Genomic DNA, 15,635 nt, shown 5'->3' on the forward strand with positions numbered 1-15,635 from the left:
ACCCGGGCTGTATCACTTCGGGCACGATCGCACGGTCGAGTGCCGCAACCCCGTGCAATTCGTGGAAATGTCGGTGTCGGTGTCGGTAAGCGCCAGGCTGGTCACGCGGGCATCGCGGTTGCCCACGAAGGCCGCGCTGTCGGTCAGGTCGAGTGAATCACCCATCTGCGGCATGGACATCGCACCGTCATAAGGCTGGTTGAAGCCGTACGCGTCATCGAAGGGACGATCACCTTGTGTGTCGAGCTCGTCCTGTTGAGTGTCCTGCGATCCGCCTGGGACCTCCAACCCCGTATCGATGGTAAGCAGCGCCCGAGCGCCCGCGCCATCGACCGCGAACGGATGTCCCGGTATCGGAGCATGGCGTGGCCCCTGCACGCGCGGCAGCCGTCCTGCCCCCGCTCCGACAAAGCAGGCGCCACCAATCCACGGCGCGTGCGCGGGGCCACGAGACCTGCACCGCGCCAGCATTTCTCGCACAGACGGTGCGAGAAACGGCGATCCCGCGCCCCGACGGCTCAGGTGAAGAGGCGGCAGGCATGAGCAAGACCGTCGGACCGGCGCCACGCCGCACGGCGCCGACGCCAGCGGCCGCAGAGGCCGCAGAGGCCGCGGAGTCCGCTTTCGGCGAAGGGCTCGCGCAGATCCAAGGCGCGCGCCAACGTGCGGCCCGGACGGCCAACGCCAAGGTGGTCGCGCTCTACTGGCGCATCGGCGAGTACCTGCACCACGCATCGAGACCGACGGCGGCGCGGCGCCATGGGCACCGTGGAGCAGTTCGCCGCCTACATCACGCAGCGCGAGCCGGGCATCCTGGTTCCCCGCGCCGCGCCTGAACTCAGAGCCCGGCATCCGCGTCGATCAGGCCGCCGCCCAAGGCCTTGTACAGAGCCACCGCACTGCCGAACGCGCTGCGCCGCAGGTCCAGCTGTGCCTGCCTGGCGGCATAGAGCTGGCGTTGTGCATCGAGCAGTTCGAGACGCCCCTGCGTTCCACTACGGTAGCGCAGCTTAGACAACGCCGCACGGCGTTCTGCGCTCGCCACCGCGCGCGCCTGGGCTTCCAGTTGCACAGCGAAGGTCTCGCGCCCCGCCAGACCGTCGGCCACTTCTCGGAAGGCTGTTTCGATGGCCTGTTCGTACGCCACCACCGCGCTGGACTTGCGCACCTCGGCCAGACGCAGCTCGGCGCGCAGCCGGCCGGCCGAGAACAACGGGACGGAGAGCTGCGGCGCAAAGCTCCACGCACGCTGCGCGCCATCGAACAGACTGCCCATGGCCGGGCTGGTGTAGCCGAGCGATGCCGTCAGCGAGAGCCGCGGGAAGAAGGCCGCGCGCGCAGCGCCGACGTCGGCGTTCGCCGCGATGAGCGCCAGTTCGGCCTGCTGGATGTCCGGCCGCCGGTACAGCAGGTCCGAAGGCAACCCCGCCGGCAGCTGGCTCACCACCGGCTGATCCTGCAGCGGCAGCCCATCCGGCAAGCCGGCCGGAATCTCCGCACCCACCAGCAGCCCCAGTGCATGACCGGCCTGCGCCATGGCGCGCCTTCGCGCCTGCACATCCGCCTCGGCAGTTGCCACCTGCCCCTCGGCCTGGGCAACCTCCAGCCCGCTGCTCTGGCGAGCGGCCTTCAACCGGTGCGCCAAGTCCAGCGACTGGCGCCAGTCGGCGAGCGTGCGCTCGGACAACTGCAGCTGCTCCTGCGCCAGGCGCTCGGAGAAGTAGGCATCGGCCACCGCGCCGACCAAGGTGATCTGCGCGGCCCTCCGCCCGTGATCGCTCGCCAGGTAGCGCGCCAACGCTGCGTCCGACAGCGCGCGCACGCGGCCAAAGAGGTCGATCTCGAACGCGCTCGTGCCCACGCTCACACCGAACTGGTTCTGAACGGCGGCGGGAACGACGGGGTTCGATCCGTCATTGGCTGCGGTCCGTTGCCGCGCCGCGTTGCCGGTCGCCTCGATCGCGGGCCACCGCGCCGCGCGCTGGATGCCGTACTGAGCCTGCACCGCCTCGACGTTCAAGACGGCGATGCGCAGGTCGCGATTGTTCTCAAGCGCCAGTGCGATCAATCGCTGCAGCCGCCCGTCGCCGAACATGCTGCGCCAGCCGAGGTCTGCGCCGTGCGCCGTGGCATCGGCCGTTACCTGGCCCGGATACATCTCAGGGATCGGCGTCGCGGGTTTGACCAGCCCGGGCGTCAGCGAGCAGGCGGACAGCGCCAGGACGACAGGAAGAAGGAGGCGCCGCATCGCGTCAGCCCTTCTGCTCATGGTCATGCCCGACACGGGGGCGGCGCGCCACACGCCAAGCCGCGAGGCGCTCCTGCAAGCTCATCACGAACACGAAGAAGGCGGGCACGAAGAAGATGGCCAGGGCGGTGGCCGTCACGATCCCGCCGAACACACCGGTGCCGATCGCGCGCTGTGTCTCGGCGCTGGCGCCCGAGGCGACGATCAGCGGCACCACTCCCATGCCGAAAGCGAGCGATGTCATCAGGATGGCGCGCAGCCGAAGGCGCGCCGCCTCGACCGCCGATTCGATCAGCCCCTTGCCCTCCTCGCGCAGCTGCTTGGCGAACTCCACGATCAGGATTGCATTCTTTGCCGACAAGCCGATGACGGTGATCATCCCGACCTTGAAGAACACGTCATTGGGCATGCCGCGCAGCAGGACGGCCGCCACCGCGCCCAGCAGGCCCAAGGGGACGACCAGCATCACCGACAGCGGGATGGCCCAGCTCTCGTAGAGCGCCGCCAGCACGAGGAACACCACCAGCATGGACAGCGCCATCAGCATCGGTGCCTGGGCGGCGGACTGCCGCTCCTGCAACGACTGGCCTGTCCATTCGAGGGCGAAGCCGGCCGGCAGCTGCCGAGCCAGCCGCTCCATCTCCGCCATCGCCGCTCCGCTGGAAGCACCCGGTGCCGCGTTGCCTGAAATGCGCGTGGCAGGAAAACCCTGGTAGCGCACCAGTTGCAGCGGCGTATCCGTCCACACAGGCGTGACCACCTCCTTCAATGCCACCATGCCTGCGCTGCTGTTGCGCACGTGCAGACGCAGCACGTCGTCGATCTGCATGCGTGCGGGCGCATCGGCCTGAATGATGACCTGCTGCATACGCCCCGCATTGGGAAAGTCGTTCACGTAAGCCGAGCCCATCGCGGCGGACATCGTCTCGCTGATGTTCGAGAAGGACACGCCCAACGCCTCGGCTTTCTGCCGGTCGACATCCAGACGGATGCTGGTGCCCTGCGGCAGCCCATCGGGGTAGACGCCGGTCACGACCTTGCTTCGGGCGGCCAGCGCAAGCAGCTTGGCCTCGGCGGCCTTGAGCGCGGCATGGCCCTGGTTGGCACGGTCCTGCAGCCGCAGGGCGAAGCCCGAGCTGTTGCCCAATTCGTCGATCGCGGGCGGCATGAGGCTCATGACCGTTCCCTCGGTGGTTCCCGCCATGGCCTGCTGCGCCAGAGCCACTTCGCCACTGGCGGTCGCGCCGTCGCGCTGGTCCCAATCGCTGAGCATGGTGAAGGCCATGGCTGCGTTCGAGCCCGAGCCGGAGAAGCCGAAGCCGACAACGGTCATGTTGGACTGGATCGAAGGGCGGCTCGCCGTGTGCGCCTCGAACTTCTTGACGACGTCCAGCGTGCGCTCCATGGTGGCCTCGGCGGGCAGCTGCACTACCGTCATGAAGTAGCCTTGGTCCTCTTCGGGCAGGAAGGCCGAGGGCAGTTGCCGGAACGCGAGGCCCCACACGGCGCAAAGCGCCACGAACACCAGCATGACGCGACTGGCGCGCGCGGCCAACTGGCCGACGCGCGAGGCGTAGCGCGCATTCATGGCATCGAAGCACCGGTTGAACCAGCCGAAGAAACCCCGCTTCTCGTGGTGTCCCTGTGCCACCGGCTTCAGCAGCGTCGCGCACAGCGCAGGCGTGAGCGTCAGCGCCAGGAAGGCGGAGAACAGGATCGCGACCGCCATCGACAGCGCGAACTGCTGGTAGATCACGCCCACGGAGCCGTTGGCGAAGGCCATGGGAATGAACACGGCCGTCAGCACCAGCGTGATGCCGACGACAGCCCCGGTGATCTCCCGCATGGCTTTCATCGTCGCTTCGCGTGGCGCGAGGCCTTCCTTCGCCATGATCCGCTCGACGTTCTCCACGACGACGATCGCGTCATCGACGATGATGCCGATGGCCAGCACCATGCCGAACATGGTGAGCACGTTGATGGAGAACCCCGCCACCAGCATCACGGCGAAGGTGCCGAGCAAGGCGATCGGCGCCACGATGGCCGGGATCAGCGTGTAGCGGATGTTCTGCAGGAACAGGAGCATCACCAGGAACACCAGCGCCATGGCTTCGATCAAGGTGTGGATCACCTTCTCGATGGAGATCTTCACGAAGGGCGCGGTGTCGAACGGGACCGAGTAGTCCATGCCCGCCGGCATGGTGCGCCTGAGCTCCTCGAGCCTGTCGCGCACGCCCTGCGCGGTGCGCACGGCATTGGCGCCCGGAGACAGCTGCACGGCCGCCGCCGTGGCGACCTTTCCGTTCTCACGGTTGATGAAGCCATAGGACTGCGCACCCAGTTCGACCCGTGCCACGTCACCCATCGTCACCTTGGAGCCGTCCGCGCTGGCGCGCAGCACGATCGCCGCGAACTGCTCGGGCGTGCTCAGCTGGCCCTGCACCGTCAGTGGCACGGTCACGCGCTGCCCGGGCAGCGAGGGCGAAGCGCCGATGGCGCCCGGCGCGATCTGCGCGTTCTGCTGGGTGACTGCAGCCGACAGGTCGTTCATCGACAGGCCGTACGAGATCAGCTTGTCAGGGTCCACCCAGATGCGCAGGGCCTGCTCGGCGCCAAACATCTGCACCTTGCCCACGCCCTGGATGCGGCGCAGTTCCTCGACGATGTTGCGGACCATGTAGTCGCTCAACGCCGTCTCGGAAAAACGCCCGTCCGTCGAACTCAGCCCGATGATCATCAGGAAGCCCGATGCTGCGGATTCCACTGCCAGGCCGTTCTGGCGGACTGCCTGCGGCAGCCGCGGCTCGATGGCCTTGAGCTTGTTCTGCACGTCGACCTGGGCCATGGCAGGGGCCGTGCCCGGCTTGAACGTGGCCACGATGGAGGCCGAACCGGAGGCGTCGGCGGACGATTCGAAGTACAGCAGATTCTTGACGCTGGACAGCTCTCGCTCGATAAGGCTGACGACCCCGTCGTTCATGGTCTGTGCCGACGCTCCCGGGTAAGTCGCGGTGATGCTGACGGTGGGAGGCGCCACCGACGGATAGCGGGCGATCGGCAGCATCGGGATCGCGATGACCCCGAACAGGATGATGAACAGGGCGACGACCCAGGCGAAGACCGGGCGTTGGATGAAGAACTGCGGCATGGCGGCGTTCTCAGCGGGCGGCCGCGGCGCCGACGGCGTCAGTCGCCGCAGCCACATCGGCCGGCTTCCAGTCTCGGGGCGTCACCGATGCACCCTCGGACAGGCGCTCCATGCCCTCGACAACGACCCTCTGGCCGGCACGGAGACCGGAACGCACGCGGTAGCTGCGCTCGACCAACTCACCCAAGTCGACCGCCTTGCGGTTCGCCTGTCCTTGGTCGCTGAGCACCCACAGCTGGGGCTGGCCCGCCACGCGGACCACCGCCTGCTGCGGCACCATGAGGGCCTGGGCATGGCTGGCTTGAGGTACCCGCGCCCGCACGAACATGCCGGGCAGGAGCTCGCGCAAAGGGTTGTCCACGAGCACGCGCAGCAGCACGGCTCCGGTTCCGGCGTCGACGTTCATACCGGAGAACAGGATGCGCCCCTTGGCGGTGTAGGGCTCGCCATGGCTTCGCAGCAGGGTCACCGCCAGACCGCCCCGGGCGTCCGGCTGATGCGTTGAAACCGCATCACGCAGCGCGTCGAGCGAAGCGGCCGGCTGGCGCACGTCCACGTAGACCTGGTCGATCTGCTGGATGCGCGCCATCGGATGGGTGTCGCCGCTGCCGACGAGGGCGCCCTCGGTGACCAGGGCCTGGTCGATGCGCCCGGAGATCGGCGCCTCCACCCGCGCGAACTGGAGGTCGAGCTGTCTGCGCGCCAGGGTCGCGCGGGCCTGCTTCACGTCGGCTGCAGCCTGCTCGCGCTGGGAGACCGCGTCGTCATAGGCCTGGCCGCTGACCGCCTCGGCCTCGACCAGAGGCCGGAGACGGGACGCCTGCATCCGCGCGCTTGCCAGCGCGGCCTCGGCACGCTGCAAGCTTGCTGCAGCCGTCTCCACTTCCGCCTTGAACGCAGCCGGATCGATCTGGAACAGGCCCTGGCCTGCGCGCACCTCTGTGCCCTGCTCGAACAGCCGACGCTGGACGATGCCGCTGACCTGGGGGCGGATTTCGGCGACACGCACGGCCGCCACACGACCCGGCAGGTCCTGCGTCAGCGCCAGCCGGGTGGCACGCACCGTCATGACCGACACGATGGGCGCGGGCGGCGCAGCCTGCCCGGTTTCGGTCTCTGCGCCGCCGCAGCCAGCGATCAGGACCAATGCCATGGCGAACATGCCGCCCTGACGGAGCAGAGAATCGATCTTCATGAGTGCCTTCGAGAAGCTGGCGGACCTCCGCGAGCAGCAACAAAAGACGATTGTTCAAGGACAGCGTTGAGGCTCGGATGAGCCTGTGTCGAGATTCGATGGAGAAATTCAGGACCAAGGTTGGCCGCAAGCCCGACCATGCCCACCGCGGCCGGGACCTCACCGGTGTCCAAGCCGTCCTCGCCCTTTCCATCGACCGGGAGCGCCCATTTCCGACCTTTGGTCAAAGTCCCTTCGGTGTTCGGGATGCCGGACAGCGAAGCCAAGATAATTAAAAAGGACAGGCATGGGCGAATGTCCGAGCGACGAGCCTGATTGGCTGCCGCCTCGATAAACAAACCTGACGGTGTCGCCGCGAGCCGTTCAATCGCGCAGGGTGAAGACCACCGAGAGGTACGACACCGGCCCCGAAAGGATCGCCTCGATCCCATGCAGCACCGTTGCATCGAACAGCAGCGTGTCCGCTGCCCCGACCTCCACCGATTTTGAGCCGCGTCGGTAAGTCACCGCCCCCGACAGGAAGTGCAGGAACTTAAGCCCCGGATGCTGGAAGGTCACGTACGGTCCGGCCCCTGGCAACAAGGTGACCAGGTAGGGCTCTACAAAGAGATTGCCGGACAGCGAGTGTCCCAGCAGCTCGGACCGGTCGCCCTCCAAAGCGCCAATGCGGTCGATCACCAGCCCCTGCCCTCACATGGCAGAAATCCGTCCGCCGGGCCTGGTCCCCGAAGAAGCGCGAGACCGGCACGTGCAGCGCCTGCGCGAGCCGCTCCAAGGTCTCCACCGAGGGCGAGGCCAGCCCCCGTTCGATGCGCGAAAGCATTGAGGCTGAAATCCCTGATGCCGATGCGAGTTGCCCGGCCGATAGCCCCGCCGCCACGCGCAGCGCCCTCACCCGCATGCCGATGCGCGACATGGATGGATTACGCGGCGCAGGCGCCGGCCGCCTTGGCCGGACACGCGTGACCGAGGTCGGCAGACGCAGCGGCTGTGCGGTAGGCAGAGCTTCATCCAGTTGCTCAAGCGAGAGAGCATTCGCCGACAGATCCATTCGACGCGCGAGGAGGCCAGGGCCGATGGTCTTCAACCACATCGAGATGTTCTATAACCCCAGGCGTCGCCACAACACCGCTGGCGACTTGTCGCCCGTAGAGTTCAAGCGACGCCATTTCCAACGGCTCCAAAGTGTCTAGGGAAGCCGGGGCAATTCAAAGGCACGCAGGCGAGAGAATATGTTGACGAGGCTTCCATCCGGATCCCTGAGCAACAAGGAGCGGTTGCCCCACGGCATGAGGGTGGGCTCCTGCACGATCACCGCGGCGCTGCCGAGCAACGACAACACGCGGTCGACGTCGTCGACCTCGAACTCGAGGATTGCGGAGCGATTGGCTGCAGCCGGCGCAGCGCCTGCATTGAAGCGCTGGATCAATTGCTGTGCGCTGATCGCAAGGGTTGCGCCCGGAAGCCGGAACTCCGCGAAACCGTCGGCCAGACCAACGGCAGCGACACCGGAGAGCTGTGCATAGAAGGCGATGAGGCGCTCGACGTCGAGTGTGACGAGCCGGACCGAGGCGAATTTCATGGGACTCACTTGCTTGTTGCTGGAGGAGCCCTTAGCTTAGAAAGGCGCACTGTCAGGTTCTGGCAGGATCGTGCGTCCGCTCGCTTGCAGCGCTCCACGCCAGTCATTCAACATCGCCGTCGGCGATCTGGGCGCGAACTCGTCGAGCAGTTCGATGCGTTCGATGCGATCGGCTCGGAAATTGCGGAAGTCGCCCCGCAACTCGCACCACGCTGCGAGCACCCGCGCTTCCTCGAAATAGACCAGGGCGAACGGCCAGACCACGCGCTCCGAACTCGCGTCGTGCTTGTCGCGATAAAGAAGCCGCGTCTTGCGGCCCGAGCGAATGGCGGTGCGCAGCAGCTCGAAGCCGACGACATCGACGGACGATCGCGCCCGGGCGCCAACAAGCAACGCAGACGTCTCCAACTCGCGCCGCAACGCCGCTGGGAGAACCGCCGCGATTCGCGTTGCCGCCTCTCGCGCGCCGACCGCTAGCGCTGGATCTCCGCGATCGGCGACCCACTTCAGCCCCAGCATCAAGGCCTCGACTTCGTCGGACCGAAACATGAGCGGGGGCAGCACGAAGCCCGGTCGCAGCACGTACCCGATTCCGGGCTCACCCACGATCTCCGCGCCTTGCGCCCTCAGGCTCGAAATGTCGCGATAGAGCGTGCGTACGCTGACGGCCAGCTCGTCGGCCAGCGCTTGGGCGCTCACGGGTCGACGATGGCGGCGCAGGGCCTGCAAGAGTTTGAGCAGGCGTTCGGAGCGCGACATAAGCAGGATCATAGGCGAGCGACCGCGCGCTGAATGACTGCGCGTTCGACGCAGGATCACCGACTGTCGGGTGCCAACTGATCGCTGGGCCGTTATTCGCAAGAGGAAATCGCTGCGGCTGCAGCCTAAAGAGACAAGCCCAGCTCTACTGCATTCGCGGGCATGACCAGAGCAAGCCACGTAGACAGCTAGCAGCGGTGAGCTGTCTCGCGCTGTGGCTTGCATCCGGCCGTGGTGCAGTGGTTGGTGAAGCCGCAACATGGGGCGTGCGAATTGGGCGGGTGTTTGCCTGGCTTGCAGGGCTTGGTAATGGAGATGGCGGGCACACTGCCATTGCAATGCGCAGATAAACGACGCGTGCGGCAGATGCTCGTGTCACGACTCCTGTTAAGGAGGGCCGCTCTCTTCTCATGTACCGGACCCGCGCCAGCGACTTCTCTGCGTCTCCTTCACTTCGCCCGCGCACCTCTAGCCTCACGATCACGCCCTCTACCCCGCCCGCTCGCAGCCGCTGGCCCAAAAACCGCTACAGCGAGACATCACGAAGAACCATGACAAGTAGCTGCTGTTCTACCCCGAAGGGGGCTTCGTCTAGGTAATGGGCTCGCTCGCCGACAAAGGCCGGTACGACGCTGACCGCTGGTGGAAAGCTCGCCCTGACCGGACCGTGGCAACTGACGAGGCGGAAAAAGTCAGGCACAGTGGCAGCCATGCATCCAATCTGGTTCCTCGTCTTCGATCGATTCCAGCTGCTGGACATCAGCGGCCCGCTGCAGGTGTTCGCGAGCGCGAACGAGGAGCTCGTGCTCGTTGGCCGCAAGCCCGTGTACGAGACCTCCATCCACGCGTTGCAGGCTGGCCCAGTGCAAAGCTCCAGCGGCGTGGAGCTGATGGCGCGTGCGCTTCCCCGCAAACTCGGGCGCGACATCGGCACCGTGCTCGTACCGGGCGGCCCCGGCATCTGGCGCCCGGGCCTGCCGACACCCCATGCGCAGCAGTCGAAGAATCTCGACGACCTGACTGCCTGGGTGCGTCGCGGGGCGCTACGAATGCAGCGCATCGCGTCGGTCTGCACCGGTGCGTTCGTGCTCGCGCGCGCGGGCCTGCTCGACGGCGGCAGCGCAGTGACGCACTGGGCGGTGTGCGGCCAACTGGCCAAGGCGCATCCCGCTGTCGACGTGCAGCACGACGCGATCTATTCACGCTCGGGCCGCGTCTGGACATCGGCCGGCGTCACGGCCGGCATCGACATGGCGCTGGGCATGGTCGAGATCGACCTGGGCCGCGAGGTCGCAATGGGCGTGGCGAAAAAACTCGTCGTTTTCTACAAGCGGCCCGGCGGCCAGTCGCAGTTCAGCAGCGCGCTGCTCGCGCAGACCGCCGACGACGCGCGCATCGGCAAGCTGCATGCGTGGATGACGGCGCGCCTGAACCAACCGCTGCTGGTGGCCGACATGGCCGATCAGCTCTCGATGACGCCCCGCACCTTCGCGCGTTTCTACCAACAGCGCACGGGCATGACGCCCGCGCTGGCGGTGGCACGCATGCGCCTGGAGAAAGCCTGCCAGCTGGTCGAGACGCGGCGCCAGAGCCTGAAGTCGATCGCCCTGCAGTGCAGCTTCAATTCCGAAGAGGTACTGCGGCGTGCGTTCGTGCGACACCTGCGCGTGTCGCCGACCGAATACCGCGAGCGCTTCGCCGCAGCCTGACGTCCGACAAAGTTCAGGCGCCCTGCCGCATCACCTCGCCCACCGCACGGGCCACTGCGTCGACGTTGCGCCGGTTGAGCCCGGCCACGCACATGCGCCCCGAAGTCAACAGGTAGACCCCATGCGCCTCGCGCAGCCGCATGACCTGCGATGCCGACAGGCCCGTGTACGTGAACATGCCGCGCTGCGTGAGGTAGCGCGACAGGGTGGTGCCAGACGGCAGATTCTGCGCCTGGAGCGCCGCGTGAATGGCGCTGCGCATCGCCTGGATGCGCTCGCGCATGCTGGTCAGCTCGCTTTCCCAAGCCGCACGGAGCTCGGCCGAGCACAGCACGGCAGCCACCAGGGTCGCGCCATGCGTGGGAGGATTGCTGTAGTTGGCACGCACGGTGCCTGCGAGCTGACCGAGCATGCGATCGGCCTCGGCCTTCGACGCACAGACGATGCTCAGCGAGCCGACCCGCTCGCCGTAGAGCGAGAAATTCTTCGACAGCGAACTCGCGACCAGGCAGGCCACGTCTGCCTCGGCCAGGGCGCGCGGCGCGAAGGCATCTTCGGCGAGTCCGTCGCCCAGGCCTTGGTAGGCCATGTCGACGAAGGCGATCAAGCCGCGCTCGCGCATCAACGTGGCCACGGTGCGCCATTGCGCCGTGCTCAGGTCGACGCCCGTGGGGTTGTGGCAGCAGGCGTGCAACAGCACGATGCTCTGCGGCGGCAGGCCGCCAAGGGCATTGCACATGGCCTCGAAGCGCAGGCCGCCGGAGGCCGCGTCGTAGTAGGGGTAGGTGCTGACGGCGAAACCCGCGGCCTTGAACACGACACGGTGGTTTTCCCAGCTGGGGTCGCTGATCCACACGCCCGACCCCGGAAAGTTTTTCTTGAGAAAGTCCGCGCCGACGCGCAACGCGCCGGAGCCACCGAGCGACTGGATGGTCGCGATGCGGCCGTCGGCCCGTGCCGGGTGGTCCGCGCCGAACACCAGCACCTGTAGTCTGTCGCGGTACGAGGGCAGGCCCGTCATCGGGAGGTACGGGGTTGAACCGCCATGCGAGCGCAATTCCGCGTCGGCCCGCGCCACTGCGCCCATGCGCGGCAGCGTGCCGCTCTCGTCCACATAGACGCCGATGCCCAGGTTGGTCTTGTTTGCGCGCGGGTCTTTCTGGAAATCTTCGTTGAGACTAAGAATGGGGTCGCCCGCGTGGGCGCCAATGTGTCCGAACATCGAGGGCATGAAGACGATTCTCTACTGTGGCACGAAACGGCTCTCGCTCATCAGCGCCGACAGCACGACGGAGGCCTGCGCGAGTCGCTGCATCTGTTCGGCAGGCGTCATCGGCGCGGGGGTCATCACGTAGCTTTTGAACCTGGCCTGCACATCGGGTTTGGAAAGCACACGGTTCAGCGCCGTGTTGTAGCGCGCGACGATCGCGTCGGGAGTTGCGGCGGGCGCGTAGATGCCCAGCAGGTCGGTTGTGTTGTCGAGCCCGCCGAGGCCCGCCTCCGCGAACGAGGGCACACCCGGCAGCAATGGCGTGCTCCGCGTCACGGCAAGAATGCGCAGCGTGCCGGCCTGGTGGTACTGCTGGAAGTCCGAGATGCTAGACACGCCCGCGGCCAGTTGCCCCGCCAGCAGGTCCTGCACCATGGGCGGCGCGCCACGATAGGAAGCCGCCACGGTGTCGGCCTTCAGCGCGCGCGACACCTTGGCCGCCACCAATTCGGGCGCACTCGCGGGTGCGGGCACTCCGATGGTCGATTCGCTCTGGTGCGCCGCGAACCACGCACCCAGCTCCTTCAGGTTGTGGGCATTGGTCTTCGGGCTCACCGCGAGCGCGAGCTCGAAGGTGGCCACGCCCCCCACGATGCGGAAATCCTTCGCCGTGGCGAACCCAGGGTTCTTCACCGTCAGCGGCACCGTCACCACCGTGTGAGTATTGCTAAGAAAGAGAACGCTGCCGTCGGCAGGCGCAGCCTTCAGCGCCTGCGCGGCAATTTGCCCGCCCGCGCCGGGTCTGTTGTCGACCACCACCGGCTGGCCCAGTTCAGTGCCGAGTCTTTCCGCGACGATGCGTGCGGCAGTGTCTGCCGGGCCTCCCGCCGTGTAGCCGACCAGAAGGCGGATCGGGCCGCCGCCTTGTGCCTGCGCGGCCAGGCACGAAAGCGACAGCGAGATGCCAACCGCCAAGGCACGAAAGAGACATTGCGAATAAATGGAACGAGACATGTCAACCTCCAATGAAATGAGCGACAACGCAGGTGATCAAGCCGGGGTGACGCGCGCGCGTCGCGTCGCGAGCAGCGCACGCCGCTGTTCGACGACGGGGCGCAACTTGCCACACATGGCTTCCACCAGCGCAGCCGGAGCCTTGCGCGGCGTGCCGCAATCGAAAGGGGGTTGCGGGTCGTACTCGGCGAACAGCTGCACGCTGCGTGCCACGTCATCGCCGCTGGCCAGCGCGATCACCTTCAATGCGCAGTCGATGCCGGAGGTCATGCCCGCGCCGGTGACGCGGTTGCGGTCGACCACCACGCGCTCGTCGACAGGTATCGCGCCTACGTCTTCGAGCAGCGCGTGCGAGCCCCAATGACAGGTGGCCCTGTAACCTTCGAGCAGGCCGGCAGCGCCCAGAACAATCGGGCCGGTGCAGATACCCACGACCAGGGCTGCCCCCGGGGCCTGCTCTGCCAGGAATGCCAGGGTCTGCTCATCCTCCAGTAGCGCGGCGATGCCGGGGCCGCCGGGCACGACGATCATGTCGAGCTGGCCGCAGCTTTCGTAGGAAGCGGTGGCACGGAACTCCCAACCCAGTTCGGTCCTGATCGGGTCGGTGTGCTTCCACACCAGATTCAGCTTGGCGTGCGGAATGCGCACCAGCAGGTCGGCGGGACCGACGTAGTCGATGGCGGTGATGTCGGGAAAAACAAGAATGCCGATGTTCATGGACGGGGATCTCGAGGGGTTTCGGTGCGGCCCAGTCTAGAAACGACGGCATGGTCCTGATTGACAGAATCCCCACGGTTTCTGCCACGACCAGGCGCAGGCTAGAACTCCGCGACCTTGCATCGGCCAAGACATCGTTTCGACTTACGGATACCGGGGCGCAGGCGCGGGTGGTGCGCGTTGTGCACCGGCACGTTGCGGGCCGCCCCAGCGACATGGCAAAGATGTCCGACGGCAGCGCCGAGACACGGTTGCAGAGTGAGTGTGGAGCAGATCGCTCGAATGCACGATCAAAGTCGACGTACAAGGTCCCGCCCCCCCAATATCAAGGCACCACTGTCTTGTACGGGCGCCGGATGTAGTCGGTGGCGGCTCTGTAGCCGCCGTGGTAGCCCCTGGGGCTGTATCTCGGCAAACAAGGCACGAGCGCTGCGCGGTGCCTGCTTGGGGCGATGGCTGTCGGTTGTGAGAGCCTGATGCAGGGCCGGCTCGAACCCCGTGAGCTTGCCGTCGAGCTTCACCCGTTCGTACTTCGGCACAACATCGCTGAAAGCCCGAAGCCACTTCTTGACCGTATTGCGCGACAGGCCCGTGCGCTTTGCGATCTAGCTGAGAGAGTTGTTCGCGCAGCCTCTTGCGCCTGACGTTGCCAATCATGTCCATGGTGATCATCTTGAATCCCTGCTGGAATTCTCAGCAGGTCAGTGGGGCACCCTGGTCAATATTGGATTGGCACTTTGCGGTGGGGATGCAGATAAAAAAATGGACTGGTTTGATGCCATAGATCCAAGATCCCTCCTGCAAACGGAGCCGGGGCTCACGCCTTGTGCCCGATGTGGGCACCGCGACTACATATCCAGCATCCAGTTGCCCCACGACGGATACCGAACTGGGCGATCAATGGGTGGCGCACTTTCATCCGGCGCCCTGAATCGCAGTGCCTGTGCGCGGTCTCCCGAAGAGACCTCACGCGGCAGATGCAGTGAGTCCGAAGATGCCGGCGAGAAGCTCTTGACAGTTCGCCAGCTGCTTCATCGTCAGCTACGGATCGCGTTGAGAGAACCGGTCATTCGGTGGGAGCCCGTACCTTGTCTCGCGACTTCCGGCCAGCGCGTACCGATGGAACTTGCTTCGCTGGGACGCGCATACCTGGCTGCGCTCACGCCACAGCGCCGGACCCAGCTCTTACAGTTTCTTCACAACGGCGTCTCAAGTGGAAAGCTGTCGAGTCCGAGATCCGGAAAGCGTGCGCCGACGTCCTCGCACAAGGCTTCCGCGCCGCGGCCTGGCAGCCCAAGGTGGTTTGCGCTGGCCACACCGCTGGAGGTGGAAGGCACCATCTACGCGTTGAACGTCAGCCTTTCGACGCAGGAGTCGATCGACACGATCGCGCAGGACCTCGGACCGTCGCTGCTCGGCCTGGCGCGGGCCGTGCGCCACGAGCTCGCGCTGCAGGAGCCGAGGGGATGAACTGACCGTCTTGCGTGGATTAAGCTATTCGGGATCGATCCGGAACAATTGAGAAAGCAGATGGAAACATGAATGCGGAACGACTGTTTGCGCTGGTCGGAATGACCAATACCGACAACGACGTGATCGACGCGGTCCGGGCCCATGGTGGGTCAATCGGAGCGCTCTCCGAGAAGAAGCTGGCGGAGCTGACGATCGACTTCATCCAGCTGAACACGCTCGGTGTCGCGCTCGCATTCACGTCGAAGGAATTCTTCTCCCGGAACTATCGCGATCCGATCGGCACCGGCCCGTACGCGATGAGCGGCGTTTTCTACTACCCCAATGGGGCGCCGAAGGTGTCCGCCTACCTGGGAACCGTTCCGTTTTCCGCCGGCCCGGTCGGCAACCGCGGCGAGGCGCTCGCAGCCTTCGGTGAGCCGCAAGAAACCGAGGAAGAGGATGGCGATGTCTACTGGGATATCTGGATGAAGGACGGCCGGCAGATCAAGGTCGACTACAACGATGAATTGGCCGTGAAGACGGTTCTGGTCTCGTTCCCCATGAAGGGTTGAGGCGGCGTTTCAACGTTTGGGGAGCAAGG

At 66.1% G+C, this 15,635-nt stretch carries 12 protein-coding genes and 2 pseudogenes; 4 read left to right on the forward strand and 10 right to left on the reverse strand.

Going from position 1 to position 15,635, the window contains the following annotated elements; all coding sequences use genetic code 11:
* Positions 1-12 precede the first annotated feature (12 nt).
* The 5 genes and pseudogenes from G369_RS0117685 to G369_RS38215 form a co-directional block, all read right to left on the reverse strand.
* A complete protein-coding gene (locus G369_RS0117685) occupies positions 13-378 on the reverse strand; it encodes a hypothetical protein (RefSeq protein WP_020723144.1) in 366 nt (121 codons plus the stop codon).
* A 460-nt stretch (positions 379-838) separates the two neighbouring features.
* A complete protein-coding gene (locus tag G369_RS0117690) occupies positions 839-2,248 on the reverse strand; it encodes an efflux transporter outer membrane subunit (protein WP_019655355.1) in 1,410 nt (469 codons plus the stop codon).
* Between the two features lie 4 nt (positions 2,249-2,252).
* Complete coding sequence (locus G369_RS0117695; protein ID WP_026346457.1) at positions 2,253-5,396, reverse strand: multidrug efflux RND transporter permease subunit; 3,144 nt, start codon at positions 5,394-5,396, stop codon at positions 2,253-2,255.
* Between the two features lie 10 nt (positions 5,397-5,406).
* A complete protein-coding gene (locus G369_RS0117700) occupies positions 5,407-6,591 on the reverse strand; it encodes an efflux RND transporter periplasmic adaptor subunit (RefSeq protein ID WP_019655357.1) in 1,185 nt (394 codons plus the stop codon).
* 363 nt (positions 6,592-6,954) lie between these two features.
* A pseudogene (locus G369_RS38215) lies at positions 6,955-7,507 on the reverse strand (helix-turn-helix domain-containing protein).
* An 84-nt stretch (positions 7,508-7,591) separates the two neighbouring features.
* Here G369_RS38215 and G369_RS39485 point away from each other — a divergent pair.
* Positions 7,592-7,784 (forward strand): annotated as a pseudogene (locus G369_RS39485) (IS3 family transposase); the annotation flags it as partial.
* Here the strand turns inward: G369_RS39485 and G369_RS0117715 are convergent.
* Together G369_RS0117715 and G369_RS0117720 are read right to left on the reverse strand one after the other, a co-directional pair.
* Entirely contained in the window at positions 7,781-8,173 is a 393-nt protein-coding gene (locus G369_RS0117715) for a VOC family protein (RefSeq protein WP_019655360.1), read from the reverse strand. The pseudogene G369_RS39485 and the gene G369_RS0117715 sit on opposite strands and share 4 nt — an antisense overlap.
* A 36-nt stretch (positions 8,174-8,209) precedes the next feature.
* On the reverse strand, positions 8,210-8,932 hold the full coding sequence (locus G369_RS0117720) for a helix-turn-helix transcriptional regulator (RefSeq protein WP_038115117.1): 723 nt from the start codon (positions 8,930-8,932) through the stop codon (positions 8,210-8,212).
* A 710-nt stretch (positions 8,933-9,642) separates the two neighbouring features.
* Between G369_RS0117720 and G369_RS36000 the strand changes: the two genes are divergently transcribed.
* Positions 9,643-10,641 carry a GlxA family transcriptional regulator gene (locus G369_RS36000; protein ID WP_019655362.1) on the forward strand — a complete coding sequence of 333 codons (999 nt, stop codon included), beginning with the start codon at positions 9,643-9,645 and terminating at the stop codon, positions 10,639-10,641.
* A 13-nt stretch (positions 10,642-10,654) separates the two neighbouring features.
* On the opposite strand, the gene G369_RS0117740 is transcribed toward G369_RS36000, so the two are convergent.
* Genes G369_RS0117740 through G369_RS0117750 form a run of 3 tightly spaced genes read right to left on the reverse strand, consistent with a single transcriptional unit; the run spans position 10,655 to position 13,582 of the window.
* The gene (locus G369_RS0117740; protein ID WP_026346460.1) at positions 10,655-11,863 is read right to left on the reverse strand and encodes an amino acid aminotransferase; all 1,209 of its coding nucleotides are present in this window, start codon (positions 11,861-11,863) and stop codon (positions 10,655-10,657) included.
* A 21-nt stretch (positions 11,864-11,884) separates the two neighbouring features.
* Positions 11,885-12,865: a tripartite tricarboxylate transporter substrate-binding protein gene (locus G369_RS0117745; protein ID WP_038115006.1), complete on the reverse strand. Its 981-nt coding sequence runs from the start codon at positions 12,863-12,865 to the stop codon at positions 11,885-11,887.
* 36 nt (positions 12,866-12,901) lie between these two features.
* Positions 12,902-13,582, reverse strand: coding sequence for a DJ-1/PfpI family protein (locus tag G369_RS0117750; RefSeq protein WP_019655365.1), 681 nt, complete (start codon positions 13,580-13,582; stop codon positions 12,902-12,904).
* 1,326 nt (positions 13,583-14,908) lie between these two features.
* Here G369_RS0117750 and G369_RS39250 point away from each other — a divergent pair.
* Positions 14,909-15,052 (forward strand): hypothetical protein, encoded by a 144-nt coding sequence (locus G369_RS39250; protein ID WP_019655366.1) that lies wholly within the window; start codon positions 14,909-14,911, stop codon positions 15,050-15,052.
* A gap of 68 nt (positions 15,053-15,120) precedes the next feature.
* Complete coding sequence (locus G369_RS0117760) at positions 15,121-15,606, forward strand: hypothetical protein (RefSeq protein WP_019655367.1); 486 nt, start codon at positions 15,121-15,123, stop codon at positions 15,604-15,606.
* Positions 15,607-15,635 lie beyond the last annotated feature (29 nt).

It is taken from the genome of Variovorax atrisoli 110B (genome assembly GCF_000382045.1).
Classification (GTDB): domain Bacteria; phylum Pseudomonadota; class Gammaproteobacteria; order Burkholderiales; family Burkholderiaceae_C; genus Variovorax; species Variovorax atrisoli.

Coding starts and splice junctions, on each gene's coding strand:
- G369_RS0117740 (WP_026346460.1), bottom strand. CDS start 11,863: ATGTTCGGACACATTGGCGCCCACGCGGGCGACCCCATTCTTAGTCTC.
- G369_RS0117695 (WP_026346457.1), bottom strand. CDS start 5,396: ATGCCGCAGTTCTTCATCCAACGCCCGGTCTTCGCCTGGGTCGTCGCC.
- G369_RS0117715 (WP_019655360.1), bottom strand. CDS start 8,173: ATGAAATTCGCCTCGGTCCGGCTCGTCACACTCGACGTCGAGCGCCTC.
- G369_RS0117690 (WP_019655355.1), bottom strand. CDS start 2,248: ATGCGGCGCCTCCTTCTTCCTGTCGTCCTGGCGCTGTCCGCCTGCTCG.
- G369_RS36000 (WP_019655362.1), top strand. CDS start 9,643: ATGCATCCAATCTGGTTCCTCGTCTTCGATCGATTCCAGCTGCTGGAC.
- G369_RS0117700 (WP_019655357.1), bottom strand. CDS start 6,591: ATGAAGATCGATTCTCTGCTCCGTCAGGGCGGCATGTTCGCCATGGCA.
- G369_RS0117745 (WP_038115006.1), bottom strand. CDS start 12,865: ATGTCTCGTTCCATTTATTCGCAATGTCTCTTTCGTGCCTTGGCGGTT.
- G369_RS0117750 (WP_019655365.1), bottom strand. CDS start 13,582: ATGAACATCGGCATTCTTGTTTTTCCCGACATCACCGCCATCGACTAC.
- G369_RS0117720 (WP_038115117.1), bottom strand. CDS start 8,932: ATGTCGCGCTCCGAACGCCTGCTCAAACTCTTGCAGGCCCTGCGCCGC.
- G369_RS0117760 (WP_019655367.1), top strand. CDS start 15,121: ATGAATGCGGAACGACTGTTTGCGCTGGTCGGAATGACCAATACCGAC.